Genomic DNA, 18,734 nt, shown 5'->3' on the forward strand with positions numbered 1-18,734 from the left:
GCCTCAGGAGCGGGCGGGCAGTCGCCCCGGTCTCCTCAGTCGCCCAGGACGGCGATGCGGCCGGTGCTCAGTCCGTCGGCGACGCGCTGGACGGCGTCCGCGGCGCCGGCCAGCGGCACCCGGGCGCTCACCAGGGGGCGGACCGTGCCCTGCTCGGCGAGCTTGGTCAGCTCGTCGTGCGCGGCGCGGACGGCGCGCGGGTCGTGGGTGTTGTACAGGCCCCAGTGCAGGCCGTGGATCGAGTAGTTCTTCACCAGGGCGTGGTTGAGCGCCGGTGCCGGGATCTGCCCGGCGGCGAAGCCGACCACGACGATCCGGCCCTCGAAGGCGACGCACCTGGTGGAGCCGGTGTAGGCCTCGCCGCCGACCGGGTCGAAGACGACGTCCGCGCCGCGCCCCTCGGTGGCCTCCTTGACGGCGGCGACGAAGTCCCGTGCCGTACGGTCCACGACCAGGTCGGCGCCGAGCGCCCGCGCGGCCTCCGCCTTGGCCGCGCCGCCGACCACCGCGATCACCCGGGCCCCGGCGGCCCGGCCGAGCTGGACGGCCGCGCTGCCGACCCCGCCGGCCGCCGCGTGCACCAGCAGGGTCTCGCCGGCCCGCAGCCGGGCCCGCCGGTGCAGCGCGAACCAGGCGGTCTGGTAGCCGATGTGCAGCGCGGCCGCCTGGGCGTCGTCCAGGGCCTGGGGCGCCGGGAACGCGGCCGCGGCGTCCAGCAGCGCGTACTCGGCGAAGGCGCCGTGCGGCAGCACCGGGTTGCCGATCAGCCGTTCGCCCCGCCGGGGCCCGTCCGCGACCTCGCCGCAGAGTTCCACGCCGGGTGTGAACGGCAGTGGCGGGCGCACCTGGTACTGCCCGCGGACCATCAGCGCGTCCGGGAAGTTGACGGCGCCGGCCCGTACCCGGACCAGCAGCTGCCCCGGGCCGGGCACCGGCCGGGCGACGTCCTCGACGAGCCGCATCACCTCGGCGGGCTCGCCGAGCCCGCCCACCTGCCAGGCCCTCACAGCGCCCCGCTCCTCTCCAGCCCCTGCTGGAGCCGGTTCACCCCGGCGAGCCAGCGGTCCGGCTCGGTGGCGCGGACCCGGTAGTACTCGGCGACCTCGGGGTGCGGCAGGATCAGGAAGCGGTCCTCGCGCAGCCCGGCCAGTGCCGCCTCGGCGACGTCCGCCGGCTCCAGCGCCGTCGGCGTGAGCAGCGCCTCCCCGACCGCCCCGGTCGAGGCGAGCATGTCGGTGCGCACGCCCTGCGGACAGAGTGCGTGCACCCGCACGCCCCGGTGCCGGTACGTCGCGGAGAGCCACTCGGCGAAGGCGAGCGCGCCGTGCTTGCTGACGGCGTACGGGGCCGAGCCGAGCATCGTGAGCAGTCCGGCGGCGGAGACGGTGGACAGGAACCGGCCCTCGCCGCGCTCCAGCCAGCGGGGGAGCAGCAGTTCGGCGGCGCGGACGTGCGCGAGCACGTTGACCTCCCACGCGCTCGCCCAGGCGGCGGCGGGCGCGTCGGCCCCGCCGACGGGGGCGACGCCCGCGTTGGCGCACCACACGTCGATCTCGCCGAGCTCCGCGCGGGCCCGGTCGACGAGCTTGGCGAGCCCGTCGGCGGACGCGGCGTCGCCGGCCAGGGCGGTGCCGTCGAAGCCCGCCGCGACGGTCCGGGCGGCCTCGGCGTCGAGGTCGTTGACGACCACCCGGGCGCCGGCCGCGGCGAAGGCCCGGGCCAACGCGGCCCCGATGCCCCGCCCGGCGCCGGTCACCACGACGCCCTGGCCGGTGAACTGCGCCGTCACATCCCACCGCCGAGTGTGACGCCGCCGTCGACGACGAGGGTCTGGCCGGTGATCCAGCCGGCGTCGGGGGAGAGGAGGAAGGCGACGGCGCCGGCGATGTCCTCGGGGACGCCGAGGCGGCCGAGCGGGTAGGCGGCGGCCACCTTGTCCTCGCGGCCCTCGTACAGCGCTTCGGCGAACCTGGTCTTGACGATGGCGGGGGCGACGGCGTTGACCCGGATGCCCTGGGGGCCCAGTTCGGCGCCGAGTTCGACGGTGAGCCGGATCAGTGCGGCCTTGCTGACGCCGTACATGCCGATCCCGGCGGAGGCGCGGATGCCGGCGATGGAGGCGACGTTGACGATCGAGCCGCCGTGTTCGCCCATCCAGGCGGCGTGGGCGCGCCGGGTCCAGGCGAGGGGGCCGAGCACGTTGACGGCCAGGATCTTGGCGGCGGCGGTCTCGTCGGTGTCCAGGACCGGCCCGTAGACCGGGTTGATGCCGGTGTTGTTGACCAGGTGGTCGAGCCGTCCGAAGGCCTCCAGGGTGCGGGCGATCGCCTCGTCCTGGTGGGCCGGGTCGTCGGCCTTGCCGGCGACGGCGATGGCGTTCTCGGGGCCGCCCAGGTCCTGGACGGCGTCGGCCAGCGGCTCGGGGTTGCGCGCGGTGAGGCAGACCTTGGCGCCGCGGGCGACCAGTTCGCGCGCGATGCCGAGGCCGATGCCCCGGCTCGAACCGGTGACGACGGCCACCCGGCCCTTGAAGGAGTGCACCACGGGGCGTCCTGCCTTTCGTGTTCTCGTGCGGGATCCGGCTTCCGCAAACCGCTGACTAAGCGCTTGCTCAGCATGCTGTCGGTGCGGGAGCCTGTCAACAGCCCGCCGGGCGGTCAGCGGGAAAGCCTGTGCGAGTTCTCTGGGAGGATGACGCCATGACCAGCACCCCGATCGCCGACCTCTGGCCCAACCTGCCCGGCGCCGACACCCGCCCCGACGCGGCGTACCGGCTCCTCCAGGCGGCCGTCGAGTCGTTCGCGGAGCGCGGCTTCCACGCCACCACCACCCGGGACATCGCCACCGCCGCCGGAATGAGCCCGGCCGCGCTGTACATCCACTACCAGTCGAAGGCCGCACTGCTGGCCGAGATCAGCCAGGCCGGACACGCCGCCACGCTGGCCCTGGTCCGGGAGGCGGTGGCCGGCGGGGGCGCGCCGGCGGAGCGGATGCGGCGGCTGGTCGAGCAGTTCACCGCGTGGCACGCCCGGGCCCGTACGGTGGGCCGCGTCGTCAACTACGAGCTGCACGCGCTGCCCGAGGACGCCTACGCGGTGGTCGCGGCCCTGCGGCTGGACATCGAGCGCGAGGTCAGCACGCTGATCGAGGAGGCCGTGGCGGCCGGGGAGTTCCAGGTCTCGGAGGTGCGGACGGCGGCCCGTGCGGTCACCTCGCTGGGCATCGACGTCTCCCGCTGGTACACCGACCGCTCGACCGAGACCCCGGAGGAACTCGGCCGCCGGTACGGCGAGTTGGTGCTGCTGATGCTGGGCGCCCGGGTCTGAGCCCGGGGCCCGCGAAGCTGTCCCTTGACCTGCCCCCGGCGGTGCGCGCAGACTCGTATACGAAGTACGTGTGCCTCGTACGTGTGCCTCGTTTTTCACCGCTCCTCGAAACAGGACGCCCTACAGCAGGACGCCCGACAGCAGGACGCCCGCCACGACCGGTCGTGGCGGGCGCCCTGCTGTCGGGCCCGGGGGCCGTTCAGGCGGTGGCCAGGCAGAACTGCACGAGCCCGGCGTCGACGTCGAGGACGATCTTCGCCATCTCGGTCCAGGACGGGTGGAACTTCTCGCCCCACTCGACGGTGAAGCCGAGCACCTTGCCCCGGTCCGGGTCGACGAAGTGGCGGGCGAAGACGTAATCGTCGCTGGTGCCACTGGTCGGGTAGAGGTGGAATCCGCTCAGCGGCTTGTACGTCAGGCCGCGCACGCCGTGGACGCCCTGGCAGAACGCCTCGGCGAGCAGCACGGCGGCGTCCTCGTCGCCCTTCGGGATGTACTCGGCGTACCCGACGTCGCCGGGCAGGCCGCGCCTGCCGTCGTACTGGGGGTTGCGGAAGTTCATGTCGGGGTCGACCGACTGGTTGTCGTCGTCGCCCCAGTTGTAGAGCATGTCCTGGGAGTAGCTGTGCACGTCGACGAACCAGCCGGTCCGCGGGAACTGCTCCAGCAGCCAGCGGACGTTGCGGGTCTCGGGCTCGGAGAAGGCGCTCGGGCCCTCGTAGACCTGCTGGTCGCACGGGTCGGCCGACACCTGCGGGGTGGCGGTCGGGGCGAAGGCGGTGGTGAAGTCGAAGAGGAAGTCGTAGTTGCGGTTGAGGTCGACGCCGACGCAGTCGGGGTTGGAACTGCCGCCGGAGTGGGCCGGGTCACGGTTCTTGCGCCACATCGGGTCGACGGTCTGGCTGTAGAGCCGGCCGTCCGGGTTGACCAGCGGGAAGAGTACGAGGTCCAGCCGCTGCAGCAGCCCGCCGACCTGTTCGGCGGTGAACGCGGTCGCGCCGTAGCCGAGGCCGGTGCCGTCGCGTTGCGCCTCCAGCAGGTCGGCGGCGAGGTGGACGAGGATCTCGCAGCTGCCCCACTCGCGGGCGTGCACGCCGCCGATCATCAGCAGGCAGGGCTTGGGCGCCGCGGCGGTTGCGCCGATCTTCAGGGCGTGGGCGGTGCGGCCCTCGATGGAGGGCTCGGGCAGGGTGAGGAGTCGGGTCGTGGCGGGGAAGGCGGTGGCCAGGCTGGTCACGGCGGACTCGACTTCGGTGATGTTCAGGTACGGCATGGCGACCTCCCTGGTCAGCCGGCGGTCTTGGCCGCGAGGCCGTGCGGGACGGCGTCGGCGGCGGCGAACCGGTCACCGGTGCCGACGTCGGCCTGGGCGGCGCGTCCGGCCGCGCTGGCGTTGCCGATCCGGGTGACCGTGACGCCCTCGCGTTCGAGGGCCGCGACCTGGTCGTCCGGGGCGTAGACGTCGATGCCGATGCTGCCGTCGGGTTCGGCGTGCGGGCGTCCGCCGACGTCGGGGCGGGTCTCGCGCAGCAGTGCGCGCAGGAGCTCGGGGCTCTTCGCGGTGACGCGGAGCCGCAGGATGTCGGGCCGGGCCGGTTCGGTGGGATCGGCGGACCTGTCGGTGGGATCGGCGGACATGGTGACCTCTTCCGGGCGCCGTCGGGGCGTTTCCGGAGCGTGCGGCCCCGGTTCGCTCGGCGGTGCCGATTCGAGCGGATATGTCCGACGTGTACCTCGTATCCTCAGCGTGCGCCGCCGCCGTAGAAGGCGTCAAGGGGCGGCTGGGGCATCCCGTCCAGCAGGCTGTCCAGGCCGGCCAGCATCTCGCGCTCGTCGTCGAACTCGGCCAGGCGGGGCACCAGGGCGCGCAGCCGCGGGTACTCGGCGGCGGACAGCCGGTGCAGGCCCAGCCGCAGCACCGGGTCGGGCTCGTCCGGGTTGTCGACCACCTGGCGCTTGTCCACCAGCAGGCAGCCGAGGTTCCAGGCGACGAAGGTGCGGTAGACGGTCAGTGCGGTGGCGTCGTCGAAGCCGGCCCGGCCGAGCACCGCCAGGATGTGCTCGGTGAGTTCGAGCACCGGCGCCGGGCGGCGGGCCATCGGGACGCTCAGCGGCCGGGTCGCGACCAGCGGCAGGATCTCGGGGTGGGCGTGCGCGGCGGCGGCGAACGCCCGGGAGATCCGGCGCAGTTCCAGGCGCCAGCCGGGCTCGCGGGCGCCGCCCGCGGCGTTCGTCCGCAGCCGGTCGTTGATCTCGGTGAAGTAGGCCTCGATCAGGCCGTCGAGTAGGGCCTCCTTGCCCGGGGTGTAGCGGTACAGGGCCATCGACTCGACGCCGAGGTCGGCGGCCAGCCTGCGCATCGTCAGCGCGGCCAGGCCCTCGCGGTCCACCAGCGCCACGGCGGCGCCGAGCACCAGCGGGCGGCTCAGGCGCCCCCGCTTCTCGGGGCCGTCACGGTCAACCATGTCCGCGCTCCTCCGGGTCGGGGCCGTCATCGCCGGTCCGCCTCGTCAGCCTCGTACTCGTGCCAGTCGGGCGGATGTCACTCAACGGATACAGAACCAGGATACAAGGTATGAATCGGGCGTAAACGGATGAGCGGCGCCGCCTTCGTCGGACCTGCGATGCCGCTGGTCAGCCGACCAGGAGCCGGACGGCGAGCCCGGCGACCAGGGCGGAGGAGCCGAGTGCGGTGAGTAGTCGCCCGCGCGGGCCGGTCAGCGCCCGGCCCAGCAGCGCGCCGCCCGAGGCGAGCAGCAGCTGCCAGCTCGCGGAGGCGGCGAACGCGGCGGCGACGAATGCGGCGGCGGTCGATACCGCCGGGGCGAGGGCGTCGGAGGCCGCGCCGCCCCGGCCCCCGCCGCCGAGGACCAGGGCGGCGAAGTAGAGCACGGTCAGCGGATTCAGCAGCGTGATCCCGAGCAGGGTGAGGAACGCCCCGACGGGCGTGGGCGGTGCCTGCTCCGGTGTCGCGGCGGCCCCGGAACGGCTGCGGAGCGCGGCATGGGCCGTCCGCGTGGCCAGGGCCAGCAGCACCAGGGCGGAGACGGTCCGCAGCGGTCCGGCGACCGGTTCGAGCAACGGCGCGAGGCCGGAGCCGCCGGCCACCGCGAGCAGCGCGTACAGCCCGTCCGCCGTGGCCACGCCGAGCGCGGCGCAGGCGCCGATGCGCAGCGAGGTCCGCGCGGTGAGCGCGACGAGGTAGGCCCCGACGGCTCCGACCGGGACGGCGACGCCGAACCCGGCGAGCAGCCCCGCGACCAGCGCGGCCCTCACGTGCGGGCGGCGTCGGGCCTCCGGGGGCGCCCGGGCTGCTGCTGGACCACGGCCGGGCGGGCGGCGGAGGTCACGGGCAGCGGGCAAGCCGGGGAGTCGGTCATGGGTCGATCCTGGTGGTCGGACGGGGGGTGGGCAACCGGTTTTCGACGGGCGCCGGGTAGCGTGGGGCCGTCCCGTGGCCGCTGTTCCGAGGAGAGCCGATGAACCGTCAGACCGACCCGGTGCGCGCGATGTTGGCGCAGGCCTGGACCTCCTGGGCGGAGCGCGGCGCGGCCCTGAGCGCCCAGGACTGGGACCGGCCGACCCGGCTGCCCGAGTGGACCGTCCGGGCGCTGTACGCGCACGTGGCGCCGGTGCCGGAGATGTTCACCGGGCTTCGCACGGCCGTCCTCGACACACCGGCCGAACTGTCCACCGGCGCCGGGATCCTGCGCGCCTTCAACCGGCCGGGCGGCCTCGCGCACACCGCCGCCGGGCAGGTCGCGGACGCCGCGAAGCGGACGGCGGCGGTGACCGACCCGGCCGTGCTGATCGCCCGGTTCGGGATCGAGGGCCCGAAGGCCCTGGCCGGGCTCGACGACCTGCCGCCGGACACGACGGTGGCGCACCCGCTGCTGGGCAGCGTGACGGTCGGCGCGCTCGGCGAGGTGGCGCTGATGGAGGCGACCGTCCACCTGCTCGACCTGGTCGCGGCCGTCGGCGGCCCGCCGCCCGCCGACGCGGCCCTCGCCGCGACCCGGGCGCTGCTGGCCGAAGTGGCGGACCCGACGGCCTTCATCGAGGCGGCGACCGGGCGCAGCGCCGCGGCGGTACTGCCGGTCATCCGCTGACGCCTGACGATTGACGCCTGACGCCTGACGCCTGACGCCTGATGCCTGGCGCCGTTCGTCCTGGTCGGTCGTATGATCAACCCCTGGTATCGGTACCGGTGGGGGGACGTTCGTGGACTCGGTGTGGAACCTGTGGTGGATCGCGCCCATCCTGCTGTACGGCAGCGGATGGATCGTCAGGGACGCCCGGCAGGCGCTGAAGGTGCGGCACGAGCGCAAGATGGAGGTGCTCGCCGCCACCGAGCGCCGGCACGCCGCGCTGGAGGCGGCCCACCGCCCGCCGGAGCCGGTCTGCGGCTGCACCCACCACCTGGCCAAGCACGACAAGCAGGGCCGCTGCCACGAGGTCGTCGAGGCCCCGACCGCGTGGGACGCCGACCGCCGCCCGCTGCAGTACGAGGCGCGGCCCTGCAACTGCCAGCAGTACATCGGCCCGGAGCCGCTGGGCACGGTCTTCGCCCCGGAGCTGGTCGACCCGCGCTGAGGCCGGAGTGGGCGCGGGTTGAGGCCGGGTTGAGGCCGGGCTCGACCGGGACGGTGCCGGTTGATGTCATGAGCTTTTCAAAGGTGCGGGTTTGCTGTCACGCTGCTGCTCCCGGCCCGCTCCCCGAGAGGTTCCGATGAGAAGACTCCTGCACGCCCTGACCGGCGCCGCGCTGTTCGCGACAGCCGGCCTCGCGGCCCTCGCCACCCCCAACGTGGCGAGCGCCGCGGACTGCACACCCTCCCAGGTCGTCGCCAACGGCGGTTTCGAGTCCGGCAGTTCACCGTGGACGGCGCCGAGCGGCGCGATCACCGCCGATGCCGGCCAGAGCGCCCACTCCGGCAGCTCCTTCGCCTGGCTCGACGGCTACGGCTCCACCCACACCGACACGCTCTCGCAGTCCGTCACCCTTCCCGCCGGGTGCGGCACGGCGACGCTCGGGTTCTGGCTGCACGTCGACACCGCCGAGACGACCACCAGCACCGCCTACGACAAGCTGAGCGTCAAACTCGGCTCCACCACGCTGGCCACCTACTCCAACCTGGACGCCCAGAGCGGGTACGTGCACAAGACCGTCGACGTCTCCGCCTTCGCGGGCCAGAGCGTGACGCTCGCCTTCACCGGCGTCGAGGACTCCAGCCTGCAGACCAGCTTCGTCCTGGACGACGTCACCCTGGACGCCTCCGGCGGCACCACCCCGCCCCAGCCCGGCGACCCGACCCGGACCCCGGCCGCGCCCGCGTACACCGTCTCCCTCAGCAGCGACGCCTCGGGCGGCAGTTGGACCGGCCACGAGAGCGTGAACTTCACCAACGCCTCGCCCACCCCGCTGAACGAGGTGTACCTGCGGCTGTGGGACAACGCCCACGGCAGCTGCCCCAGCACCCCGATCACGGTGACCAACGTGACCGGCGGCACGCCCGCCCCGCTCTCGGTGGACTGCACCGCGCTCAAGGTCACCCTGCCCGCACCGCTCGCCCAGGGGCAGAGCGGCACCGTCGGCTTCGACCTCGGCATCACCGTGCCGAGCGGCGCGGACCGATTCGGACACGACGGCGCGTACAACTTCCTCGGCAACGCCCTGCCCGTCCTGGCGATACGCGACGCGGCCGGCTGGCACCTCGACCCGTACACCAACAACGGCGAGTCCTTCTACTCGGTGGCCGCGGACTTCGCCATCACCCTGGACCACCCCACGAGCCTGCTGGTGCCCGCGACCGGCACCTCGGTGGACACCCCCGGCGCGGCCGGACGGACCGTCACCAAGGCCACCGCGAGCAAGGTGCGCGACTTCGCCTGGGGCGCCGGGCCGTTCACCCGGATCTCCGGCACCTCGGCGGCCGGGGTGAAGGTCAACGTCTACTCGGTGGCGGGGATCAGCGCGGCGGACTCCAAGTCGATGCTCTCCACCGCGACCTCGGCGGTCGACGCCCACGCCCAGCGCTTCGGCGCCTACCCGTACGGCGAACTGGACGCGGTGATCGACAACAACTTCTGGTTCGGCGGGATGGAGTACCCGGGCTTCGTCCTCGACCTGGTCAGCACCACCGCCCTCACCCACGAGATCGGCCACCAGTGGTGGTACGGCATCGTGGGCGACGACGAGTACAACGGCCCCTGGCTGGACGAGGCGTTCACCGACTACGCCACCGACCTCGCGCAGGGCAAGACCGGCAACGGCTGCTGGAGCAGCGTCTCCTGGGCCTCGTCGGCGGAGAAGATCACCAACTCGATGGCGTACTGGGACGCCAACTCCTCCCGCTACTCCACGGTCGTCTACGGCTACGGCAAGTGCGCCCTGCACGACCTGCGCCGGACCATCGGCGACACCGCGATGACCACGCTGCTGCGCAGCTACGCGCAGGCGCACTGGTACGGCGTCTCCACCACCGCTGAGTTCAAGGCCGCGGCCCAGGCCGCCACCACCGTCGACCTGACCTCCTTCTGGAGCCAGCACCGCATCGACGGCTGACCCGGCCCGCACCGCCACGCACGGCCACGCACCGCCACGCACGGCCACGCACCGCCACGCACGGCCACGCACCGCCACGCACTGCCACGCGTCGCCCCCCGCTCCCGGCCGGGGGGCGACGCCCCTTGACTGGGCGTGCGGCGGGGCGGACGCTGTCCGTATACGGCATATATGTCCGCCGTATACCGACAGTCGAAAGCACACGACCCACCGTCGCGAGGCTCCCGGCGCTGACCCGACCGCTGGAGCGATCATGTCGACCCACCCCTACGTGGCGCTGCCGGACAGCTCCCGCGTTCCCCTCCCCGGAGCGCGGGCCATCGGCCCGGCCGATCCACGAAGCCCCCTCACCGTCACCGTCTACCTGCGCCGCGACCCCGACGCGCCCGCGCGGCCGGACGTCTACGAGCTGGCGCTGCAGCCGCCGACCCGCCGCACCGTGCCCACCGACGACGAGTACGCCGCCACCCACCGCTGGCGCGACACCGACCTCAAGGCGGTCGAGACCTTCGCCGCCGAACACCGCCTCGCCGTCTCCAACGAGAATCCGGTGGCCCGCAGCGTCCAGTTGACCGGCACCACCGAGGACGTCGGGAACGCCTTCCGGGTGACCCTGGCCCGCTACCGCTACCAGGACGTCCACGACCGGCCCCGGATCTACCGCGGCCGGGAGGGCGCCGTCCACGTCCCCGACGAACTCGGCGGCATCGTCACCGGCGTGTTCGGCCTGGACGACCGGCCGATCGGCGCCAACCTGCTGATCCGCCGCGCGGAGCTCACCCTCCCGCTCACGGCGAAGGCCGTTCCGGCGCTCCCGGCCGGCGTCTTCTTCCCGCACCAGCTGGCGAAACCGTACGCGTACCCCGCCGACGTCGACGGCTCCGGCCAGTGCGTCGCCGTGCTCGCGTTCAACGGCGAGACGTCGCCCGGCGTGCCGTCCGGCGGCTACTCGGCGGCCGCGTTGCGCACCTACTTCGGCGCGCTGGGCCTGCCCGTGCCGGCCATCACCGACGTGGTGGTCCCGAACGTCGGATCCCCCGGCAACGACCCGGGCCCGGGCGACGCCACCGAGGACCCGCTCGACAGCACCGGCGAGATCATGCTCGACCTCGCGGTGGTCGGCTCCCTCGCGCCCGGCGCGAAGATCGTCGTCTACTTCAGCAAGTTCACCGAACAGGGCTGGATCGACGTGATCAACCGGATCGCGACCGACACCGACCACCGGCCCACGGTGATCTCCTGCAGCTACGGCAACCCCGAGGAGGGCGGCTTCCGCTGGACCCCCGCCGGGGTCGCCAACGTGGACGGGGTCTTCGCCAACGCGGGCACCAAGAACATCAGCATCTGCTGCGCCTCCGGCGACGACGGCTCCCGCGACGACGGCTTCTCCGAGCGGGCGCACGCCGACTTCCCCGCCTCCAGCCCGCACGTGCTCGGCGTCGGCGGCACCCACCTGGTCGTCCAGGGGGACGAGGTCGGCCGGGAGATCGTCTGGGACGACGGACCGAACGCGCGGACCGGCGGCGGCATCAGCCGGATGTTCCCGGTGCCCCCGTACCAGGCCGGAACCGCTGTCCCGGTCGCCGCGAACCCGCCGCACGTGCACGGCCGGGGAGTGCCCGACGTGTCCGCGGTCGCCTCCCGCAACACCGGCGTGGTCATCCCGAACGTGGACGGCACGCACGTCGACCTGGTCGGCGGCACCAGCGCGGCCGCCCCGATGTGGGCCGCCCTGCTGGCCCGGATCAACCAGGGCCTCGGCGCCCCGGTCGGGTTCCTCAACCCGCTGCTGTACGCGCGCTTCGCCGCCCACGTGCTGCGCGACATCACCGAGGGCAGCAACGGCGCGTACCCCTCCGGCCCCGGCTGGGATCCGTGCACCGGCCTCGGCAGCCCCGGCGGGCGGCAGCTCCTGGACGGCCTCAAGGCCCTGTGAACCCTGGTCGGTCCGCACCGGCCGGTGCGGGGCGCGCACCGACCCGTGTCGGCGGGTGCCGACACGGGTCGGTGCTTGCCGGTGCTTGCCGGTCAGCCCAGGGCGAGGGCGCGCAGGCGGTCGGCCGCGCCGTTGAAGTAGTCCTGGTCACCCGGGAAGGTGCCGGAGTCCGCGGACTGCCAGAAGGTCTGGTAGCCCCAGCCGTTCGGGAGGGTGCCGACGGTCGAGGCGTAGCGGGCTATCCAGAGCGGGTTGGTGGAGCCGAAGCCGCCGTAGTTGCCGGTGCACTGGGTCCACCAGTTGGTGGTGGTGTAGATGGTCGGGTAGCGGCCGGTGCGGGCGAGGACGGTGTCGCTGAAGGAGCGGATCCAGCTGACCATGGCGCTCTGGCTGAGGCCGTAGCAGGTGGCGCCGTAGGGGTTGTACTCGATGTCCAGGGCCGGCGGCAGGGTCTTGCCGTCGGCGGACCAGCCGCCGCCGTGGCCGACGAAGTAGGCGGCCTGGGTGGCGCCGGAGGAGGCGTTCGGCAGTGCGAAGTGGTACGCGCCGCGGACCAGGCCGGCGTTGTAGGACCCGTTGTACTGCTGGGCGAAGCTCGGGTTCGTGTAGCCGGTGCCCTCGGTGGCCTTGACGTAGGCGAACTTGGCGCCGTTGGCCGCGACCGAGGACCAGTTGACGTTGCCCTGGTAGCTGGAGACGTCCAGCCCCGGGGTCTGGGTGGCGACGAGGGAGGCGGACGGCGCGCCGGCGCCGCGGCCCTCGTGGGAGGCGACGGTGGAGCCGGCGAAGTCGCGGTCCGGGTGGAAGCCGGGGCCGCCCTCGACGACGGGGGCGGGCCCGGCGGCGTACGCCGGGGCGGCGATGCCGGCGACCAGGGCGGTCGCGGCCGCGAGTGCGGCCACGGCGGGCAGGGTGCGCAGGGCGGGGAGGGTGGACAGGACGGGCAGTCGGCGGCGACCGGCCGATCTGTCGGTTCCGGTGGTACGGGCGGAGCGGGAAGAGCGGGGCACGAGCACTCCTCTGGTCCGGTACGGGTGGCCCAAGTGGCCTGGAACGGCCGGTGGTTGATCCGGCCGTACCGCAGAGTAGCCATGTACCCGCCAGTGCCGCCAGGCATCTTTGGACACAGTGTGAACCGGCGCCCCAAAATGCCGGACCGCGCGCTGTGGCACGATGCCCGCGGGCCGGCCACCACGGGCGGCACCCAGCACGGAGAAAGGGGCCAGCCATGACCGAGACCGCCGCCGACACCACCCAGCCCGCCGGGGAGCCGGTGTTCCGGTCCGCCACGCCCGCCGACGTCCCGGCGCTGGTCGACCTGGTCGAATCCGCCTACCGGGGCGAGTCCAGCCGGGCGGGCTGGACCACCGAGGCCCACCTGCTGGAGGGACGGCGCACCAACCCGGAGGCCGTCGCGGAGGCCGTCGGACACCCCGACGGGCTGGTGCTGCTGGCCGAGCGCGACGGCGAGCCGGTCGCCTGCTGCCAGCTCGAACGGCGGGGCGGCCGGGCCTACTTCGGCATGTTCTCGGTGCGTCCCGGCCTGCAGGGCGGCGGGGTCGGCCGAGCGGTGCTGGCCGAGGCGGAGCGGCTGGCCGGCGAGGAGTGGGGCGTCGGCGAGATGGAGATGACGGTGATCGAGCAGCGCACCGAGCTGATCGCCTGGTACGAGCGGCGCGGTTTCCGGCGGACGGGCGTCTTCAGCCCCTTCCCGTACGGCGACGAGCGCTTCGGCATCCCGCTGCGGCCGGACCTGCGGTTCGAGCAGCTGGTCAAGGAGCTGGGCAAGGAGCCGGGGGAGGACCTGGGTGAGGGGCCGGGGGAGGGTCTGGGCGACGGGCTGGGCGGTGAACTGAAGGACTCCTGAAACGGGCCGCCCTCGGGGTTCGGTTCAGGCGCGCTCGACCGGATCCGACCAGGTGACGCGGCGTCAAGTCGCTGAGCGGGGGCGATGCGGAGATGTCATACCTCGTTCATGATTGGTCTAGGCCAATGTGAGAAGCTGAGGGCGAACGGCCACGTTCCGTCCGCTGCCCAGGGGGGCCATTTCCGCATGCCCGTACTCCATGGCACCGCCATGCCCGCACCCGCCGACCCCGTCCCCGACCTCCGACGCCCCGACCGCCGAGATCCCGATCACCGAGATCCCGATCACCGAGATCCCGAGCTCCGACTGCCCAGCCCGCCCGACGACGACGAGCTCTACTGGTACTTCGGCCCGCAGCGCCGCTGGGTCCTGCTCTGCGCCACCCTCTCCTACGCGGGAGCCACCGCCACCCTCGGCCTGTTCGCCCTCAGCAAGCCGCTGCTCTGGCCGTTCCTGGTGCTCACCGTGCTCAACGCGGCCACCTGGCTGCTCTCGCTCACCGACGGCCAACGCGCCCGCCGCTTCACCCGCGACTCGCACGACCTGCTGATGCGCGCCTGGCAGCCCGCCCACCACCCCGGCGTGGACCTGCTGCTGCCCACCGCCGGCGAGCCGCTGGCCGTCCTCGACAACGCCTACCGCCACACCGCCGCCGTCCGCTGGCCCGGCGAGCTCACCGTCCTGGTCCTCGACGACGCAGACCGCCCCGAAGTGCGCCGACTCGCCGAGTCCTACGGCTTCGAGTACCGCGCCCGCCCCGACCGGGGCCGCTTCAAGAAGGCCGGCAACCTCAACCACGGCCTGGCCGAAGGCACCGGCGAGATCGTCGCCGTCCTCGACGCCGACTTCTGCCCCCGCCCCGACTTCCTGCACCACCTGGTGCCCTACCTCGACAACCCCGAGGTCGGCATCGTGCAGAGCCCGCAGTGCTTCGACACGGACGCCGACATGTCCTGGCTCGAACGCGCCGCAGGAGCCACCCAGGAGATCTTCTACCGCTGGATCCAGCCCTCCCGGGACGCCCAGGACGGCACCGTCTGCTGCGGCACCAACGCCCTCTACCGCCGCGCCGCACTGAAGCGGATCGGCGGCTTCGCCGAGATCGACCACAGCGAGGACCTGTACACCGGCCTCGCCCTCGCCCGCGCCGGCTGGGCCACCCGCTACGTGCCCGCGCTGGTCGCCAAGGGTATGTCGCCCACCGGCCTGCCCGCCTTCATCAGCCAGCAGTACCGCTGGTGCCTCGGCTCCCTGGCCCTCGTCCGCGACCCGGACTTCCGCCGCGGACCGCTCTCCCGCTCGGCCCGGCTCTGCTTCTGGAACGGCATCCTCGGCTACCTCACCAGCGCCGTGAACGTCTTCGCCGTGCCGCTGCCGGCCCTGATCATGCTGTTCTTCCGCCCCGAGGAGATCGAACCCTGGCAGGTGCTCCCCTTCCTGCCGCCGATCTGGGTCGCCCTCGTCCTGCTGCCCGCGATGTCCCGCACCCGCTGGCGCTTCGAAGTCACCCGGGTCCAACTCCTCGGCGGGCTCTGCCACGTGGTCGCCATCGCGCACGCGCTGCGCCGCCGCTCCGCCGACTGGGTGCCCACCGGCGCCGTGTCGGGCGGCAGTTCACTCGCCCGCGCCGTCGCCCGGATCGGGGTCGGCTGGCTCGGACTCGTCATCCTCGCGGGCGCCGCCGGACTCACCCGGGCCGCGCTGCTGCACGGCTGGCGGCCGTACTGGGCGCTCACCGCACTGCTCGCGCTCACCGCGTACACCATGATCCCGCTGATGCGAGCACTGTGGCCGCTCCTCAACGGTGCGACCGGCGGCAAGGGCACCGCCGTCGGCGAGGTCGCCGCGCCCGCCCGGGGCCGCTCGGACCTCGGGTTCGGACGAGCCGAGGCCGTCGCCGTCAGCGCAGCGCTGCTGCTCTGCGGGCTGCTGGCGTCGGGCTGGGCCGATCCACTGATCTACTGACGTCGCGTCAATTTGCGTTGCACGTCAGCTGCTGAGTCGATCCGCCGCTTCACCGCTTTCCCTGCTTCACCGCCGAGTTTCCTTGCGCGTCGCCCCACCGGCGCGGACTCCGCCCGGCCGCCCCATCGGCCCCGGCGGCCCGACCACCGTCGCCACCCCTGCAAGGAGCACCGCCGTGTCAACGGCCGTACCACCGTCGTCGTCCTCACCGTCCACGCCCGCGATACCTGCCGCGGCCTCCGTCGCCCTGCTGCCCGACGTCGTCCGGGTCGACCGGCAACCCGCCGCCCCCCAGGGCGCCGCCGTCGCCGAGACCGGGCAGGCCGGCCGGCGCACCGCCTTCCGCCCCGACATCGAGGGACTGCGCGGCCTCGCCGTGCTGTCCGTGCTCGCCTTCCACTCCGCCCTACCGGGCCTGACCGGCGGCTACGTCGGCGTCGACATCTTCTTCGTCATCTCCGGCTACCTGATCACCGGCCTGCTGCTCGCCCGCCCGCTCGGCCTGTGGGACTTCGCCGCCCGCCGGGCCCGGCGCATCCTGCCCGCCGCCGCCACCGTCCTGGTCGCCACCGCCGTCGCCGGCGGCGCGCTGCTCGACCCCCTGCGCGGCACCGACCTCGCCCGTGACCTGATCGCCGCCGCCGGCCAGTTCGCCAACTGGCGCTTCGTCGGCCAGCAGACCGACTACCTGGCCGCCGAACGCGACCCCAGCCCGCTGCAGCACTTCTGGTCGCTGGGCGTGGAGAACCAGTTCTACCTGCTCTGGGGCGTCCTGCTGCTCGGCCTCGCCCGCTACCTGCACGGGCGCCGCCGCACCGCCGTGATCACCCTCGCCACCGTGGCCGTCGGTGGCGTTTCGCTCGTGCTCTGCCTGCGCTGGACCCAGACCTCGGCGCCGCTCGCCTACTTCTCCACCGGCAGCCGGCTCTGGGAGTTCGCGGCGGGCGCCTGCGCCGCCCTCGCAGGCGGTGCGCTGGCCTCCCGGCCGGAACGGCGACCGGTGCTGTGGTCGCTGCGGCTGCTCGGCTGGCTCGGCCTGGCCGCCGTGGTGGCGCCGATCGTCCTGTACGGCCGCGACACGCCGTTCCCCGGCGCCGCCGCGCTGCCGCCCGTCCTCGGCACCGCCGCCGTCCTGCTCGCCGGGCACGGACCGCTGCGCGCCGTCGACGCCGGACGCCTGCTCACCGCCCGCCCGCTGCGCGCCGCCGGGCGCCTCTCGTACGCCTGGTACCTCTGGCACTGGCCGGTGCTGACCATCGCCCAGGCCCGGTACGGCGCGCTGCCCTGGACCGTCCTGGTCGCGCTCAGCGCGGCGAGCGCCCTGCCCGCCTGGCTCACCCTGCGCCTGGTCGAGCAGCCGCTGCGGTACGGCAGCAGCCCGGCGCCCCGGCGCGGGCTCGCGGTCGGCGCGAGTGCCCTGGTCATCCCGCTGATCGCCGCGCTCACCCTCGGCGGCGGCACCGTCCGCGCCCTCGGCGGGACCGCCGACGCCCCGGCCGCCGCACCCGCCGGAGCGCCCGACGGGCCGAGCCTGCTCGCCCCCGGCACCCGGGTGCTCGCCCTGACGCCCTCGCTGGCCCGCGCCCGGGAGGACTTCCCGCCCGGCAAGGGCTGCGAGATCCCGCTCAACGCCGACAGCAGCCCGCGCTGCCGGTTCGGCACCGAGGACAGCCCCGACCGGATCGTGCTCCTCGGCGACTCGCACGCCGGACAGTGGATCTCCGCGGCCCTCGCGATCGCCGAGCAGCGGCACTGGGCACTGGAGGTCCTGGTCAAGCCCGGCTGCCCGCTGGCCACCCTGACCGTGCGCAACAACGTGCTCGGCCGCACCTTCGACGAGTGCGACCGCTGGCGCGAGAACACCCTCACCCGGCTCACCTCCGGGCCCAAGCCCCGCCTGGTCCTGATGGCCGGACTCAACCGCTACGGCAGCCCGGACGAGCGCACCGAGGGCTGGACCCGCACCCTCGACCGGCTCACCGCGCTCGGCGCCCCGCTCGCCTACCTCGGCGACACCCCGATGCCGGGCAAGGACATCCCGACCTGCCTGGCCGCCTCCGACGGGCGCTCGGACGCCTGCTTCTTCCCGCGCGACACCGCCTTCGAACCCGACCCGATGCTGGACGGCGGACTCGCCGCCCGGTACGGCGTGCGGACCCTCGACCTCGGTCCGCTGCTCTGCCCCGGCACCGGGCCCTCCTGCCCGGCGGTGCTGGAGGGCGTGGTGCTGTACCGGGACACCGGGCACATCACCGACACACTGGCGCGGGTGCTGGCGCCCCGCCTGGACCGAGGGCTGCTCGGGGTGGCAGGCGGCCCGGCAGGCGCCCCGGTAGGTGTCGATGCGGCCGGCACGCCCGGTGCGTCCGGCCCGTCCGGTGCTCCGGTGGGCGAGGGCGCCCCGGCCGCTCAGCCGTAGACGCTGTGGCAGAGCCGGGCCTGCTCGGAGCCGGCCTGCCACCGCCCGACCCGTTCGGCCTGGTCGCAGATGCTGCCCCCGCCGACGCCCGGCAGCGACGCGCCCGACCCCGCCGGGGCGGGCACGCCCGACGCCCCACGGGCCGGGGCGGTGGCGTGCGGGCTGTGGCCGGGCTTCGGCCGCGGACTCGCCGAGGCGTGCTGGGCGGCCCCGGCCCCGGCCCCGGTTCCGGCCCCGACCCCGGCATCGGGCGCCAGCGCCGCCGTCGCCGCCTCGCCCGGGCCTCCCGGCCCGCCCGGCCCGCTGGCCGTACCTGCCTCCGGGACCGGCGCCGGCAGCGGGGAGGGCGCGGGCGTTGCAGGCGGCGGGAAGACCGGCAGCAGGCGCGAAGCCGAGTCCGAGGCCGACGGCGAGGCATCCGGCAGCGCCGTCACCCGCAGGTCGTCACCCGACCCCGGCCCGCACATCACCAGGACCGAGGCCAGCACGGCACCCGTCCCGACCGCCGCGGCCGCCCACACCTTGCGCGAACGCCGCGCCGGCGGCACCGCGACGGGCGTCGGAGGCGGAGGAGGCAGGGGCGTCGTGGGGACCGGAGGCGGCTGCCACGCGTCCCGCGGCCACTGCCACTGTCCTTCGGTGGGCTGCCCAGTCAT

Annotated in this window: 17 protein-coding genes; 8 read left to right on the forward strand and 9 right to left on the reverse strand. The window is 74.2% G+C overall.

Translation table 11 applies throughout. The features are described 5' to 3' along the window. Positions 1-35 precede the first annotated feature (35 nt). From AC0B61_RS09590 to AC0B61_RS09600, 3 genes are read right to left on the reverse strand one after another with little or no spacing between them, the layout of a single operon-like run. Positions 36-1,007, reverse strand: a complete 972-nt coding sequence (locus AC0B61_RS09590) for an NADPH:quinone oxidoreductase family protein (RefSeq protein WP_471740059.1) — start codon at positions 1,005-1,007, stop codon at positions 36-38. Further along, positions 1,004-1,789 (reverse strand): SDR family NAD(P)-dependent oxidoreductase, encoded by a 786-nt coding sequence (locus AC0B61_RS09595; RefSeq protein WP_471740060.1) that lies wholly within the window; start codon positions 1,787-1,789, stop codon positions 1,004-1,006. Before AC0B61_RS09595 ends, AC0B61_RS09590 begins: the two co-directional genes overlap by 4 nt. Continuing rightward, the gene (locus AC0B61_RS09600) at positions 1,786-2,544 is read right to left on the reverse strand and encodes an SDR family oxidoreductase (protein WP_471740061.1); all 759 of its coding nucleotides are present in this window, start codon (positions 2,542-2,544) and stop codon (positions 1,786-1,788) included. The genes AC0B61_RS09595 and AC0B61_RS09600 overlap by 4 nt, the downstream gene beginning before the upstream one ends. A 155-nt stretch (positions 2,545-2,699) precedes the next feature. Between AC0B61_RS09600 and AC0B61_RS09605 the strand changes: the two genes are divergently transcribed. Beyond that, the gene (locus tag AC0B61_RS09605) at positions 2,700-3,326 is read left to right on the forward strand and encodes a TetR/AcrR family transcriptional regulator (protein WP_471740062.1); all 627 of its coding nucleotides are present in this window, start codon (positions 2,700-2,702) and stop codon (positions 3,324-3,326) included. 199 nt (positions 3,327-3,525) lie between these two features. Here the strand turns inward: AC0B61_RS09605 and AC0B61_RS09610 are convergent, their stop codons facing one another. The 4 genes from AC0B61_RS09610 to AC0B61_RS09625 form a co-directional block, all read right to left on the reverse strand. Next, positions 3,526-4,599 carry a M14 family metallopeptidase gene (locus tag AC0B61_RS09610; protein ID WP_471740063.1) on the reverse strand — a complete coding sequence of 358 codons (1,074 nt, stop codon included), beginning with the start codon at positions 4,597-4,599 and terminating at the stop codon, positions 3,526-3,528. A 14-nt stretch (positions 4,600-4,613) separates the two neighbouring features. After that, positions 4,614-4,964 (reverse strand): hypothetical protein, encoded by a 351-nt coding sequence (locus AC0B61_RS09615; RefSeq protein ID WP_471740064.1) that lies wholly within the window; start codon positions 4,962-4,964, stop codon positions 4,614-4,616. A gap of 104 nt (positions 4,965-5,068) precedes the next feature. Beyond that, a complete protein-coding gene (locus tag AC0B61_RS09620; protein ID WP_471740065.1) occupies positions 5,069-5,791 on the reverse strand; it encodes a TetR/AcrR family transcriptional regulator in 723 nt (240 codons plus the stop codon). Between the two features lie 169 nt (positions 5,792-5,960). Beyond that, positions 5,961-6,602, reverse strand: a complete 642-nt coding sequence (locus AC0B61_RS09625) for a LysE family transporter (protein WP_471740066.1) — start codon at positions 6,600-6,602, stop codon at positions 5,961-5,963. 203 nt (positions 6,603-6,805) lie between these two features. Between AC0B61_RS09625 and AC0B61_RS09630 the strand changes: the two genes are divergently transcribed. The 4 genes from AC0B61_RS09630 (at position 6,806) to AC0B61_RS09645 (ending at position 11,827) form a co-directional block, all read left to right on the forward strand. Continuing rightward, positions 6,806-7,435: a maleylpyruvate isomerase N-terminal domain-containing protein gene (locus AC0B61_RS09630; protein ID WP_471740067.1), complete on the forward strand. Its 630-nt coding sequence runs from the start codon at positions 6,806-6,808 to the stop codon at positions 7,433-7,435. A gap of 130 nt (positions 7,436-7,565) precedes the next feature. Beyond that, a complete protein-coding gene (locus AC0B61_RS09635; RefSeq protein WP_471740111.1) occupies positions 7,566-7,919 on the forward strand; it encodes a hypothetical protein in 354 nt (117 codons plus the stop codon). Positions 7,920-8,055: 136 nt separating this feature from the next. Then, entirely contained in the window at positions 8,056-9,891 is a 1,836-nt protein-coding gene (locus tag AC0B61_RS09640) for a M1 family metallopeptidase (protein WP_471740068.1), read from the forward strand. 253 nt (positions 9,892-10,144) lie between these two features. After that, positions 10,145-11,827 carry a S53 family peptidase gene (locus tag AC0B61_RS09645; RefSeq protein ID WP_471740069.1) on the forward strand — a complete coding sequence of 561 codons (1,683 nt, stop codon included), beginning with the start codon at positions 10,145-10,147 and terminating at the stop codon, positions 11,825-11,827. A 92-nt stretch (positions 11,828-11,919) separates the two neighbouring features. Here AC0B61_RS09645 and AC0B61_RS09650 read toward each other — a convergent pair whose 3' ends face one another. After that, positions 11,920-12,774, reverse strand: coding sequence for a lysozyme (locus tag AC0B61_RS09650; RefSeq protein ID WP_471740112.1), 855 nt, complete (start codon positions 12,772-12,774; stop codon positions 11,920-11,922). 281 nt (positions 12,775-13,055) lie between these two features. Here AC0B61_RS09650 and AC0B61_RS09655 point away from each other — a divergent pair, with 281 nt between their 5' ends. The 3 genes from AC0B61_RS09655 to AC0B61_RS09665 all read left to right on the forward strand — a co-directional run bounded on the left by AC0B61_RS09655 (position 13,056) and on the right by AC0B61_RS09665 (position 18,078). After that, positions 13,056-13,694 carry a GNAT family N-acetyltransferase gene (locus AC0B61_RS09655; protein ID WP_471740070.1) on the forward strand — a complete coding sequence of 213 codons (639 nt, stop codon included), beginning with the start codon at positions 13,056-13,058 and terminating at the stop codon, positions 13,692-13,694. Between the two features lie 186 nt (positions 13,695-13,880). Then, on the forward strand, positions 13,881-15,659 hold the full coding sequence (locus AC0B61_RS09660; RefSeq protein ID WP_471740071.1) for a glycosyltransferase family 2 protein: 1,779 nt from the start codon (positions 13,881-13,883) through the stop codon (positions 15,657-15,659). Between the two features lie 175 nt (positions 15,660-15,834). Beyond that, positions 15,835-18,078: an acyltransferase family protein gene (locus tag AC0B61_RS09665; RefSeq protein ID WP_471740072.1), complete on the forward strand. Its 2,244-nt coding sequence runs from the start codon at positions 15,835-15,837 to the stop codon at positions 18,076-18,078. Here the strand turns inward: AC0B61_RS09665 and AC0B61_RS09670 are convergent. Continuing rightward, positions 18,069-18,566, reverse strand: a complete 498-nt coding sequence (locus AC0B61_RS09670; protein WP_471740073.1) for a hypothetical protein — start codon at positions 18,564-18,566, stop codon at positions 18,069-18,071. The genes AC0B61_RS09665 and AC0B61_RS09670 overlap by 10 nt on opposite strands. Positions 18,567-18,734 lie beyond the last annotated feature (168 nt).

It is taken from the genome of Kitasatospora sp. NPDC023385 (genome assembly GCF_055664045.1).

Coding starts and splice junctions, on each gene's coding strand:
- AC0B61_RS09640 (WP_471740068.1), top strand. CDS start 8,056: ATGAGAAGACTCCTGCACGCCCTGACCGGCGCCGCGCTGTTCGCGACA.
- AC0B61_RS09660 (WP_471740071.1), top strand. CDS start 13,881: ATGCCCGTACTCCATGGCACCGCCATGCCCGCACCCGCCGACCCCGTC.
- AC0B61_RS09655 (WP_471740070.1), top strand. CDS start 13,056: ATGACCGAGACCGCCGCCGACACCACCCAGCCCGCCGGGGAGCCGGTG.
- AC0B61_RS09615 (WP_471740064.1), bottom strand. CDS start 4,964: ATGTCCGCCGATCCCACCGACAGGTCCGCCGATCCCACCGAACCGGCC.
- AC0B61_RS09605 (WP_471740062.1), top strand. CDS start 2,700: ATGACCAGCACCCCGATCGCCGACCTCTGGCCCAACCTGCCCGGCGCC.
- AC0B61_RS09630 (WP_471740067.1), top strand. CDS start 6,806: ATGAACCGTCAGACCGACCCGGTGCGCGCGATGTTGGCGCAGGCCTGG.
- AC0B61_RS09620 (WP_471740065.1), bottom strand. CDS start 5,791: ATGGTTGACCGTGACGGCCCCGAGAAGCGGGGGCGCCTGAGCCGCCCG.
- AC0B61_RS09610 (WP_471740063.1), bottom strand. CDS start 4,599: ATGCCGTACCTGAACATCACCGAAGTCGAGTCCGCCGTGACCAGCCTG.
- AC0B61_RS09645 (WP_471740069.1), top strand. CDS start 10,145: ATGTCGACCCACCCCTACGTGGCGCTGCCGGACAGCTCCCGCGTTCCC.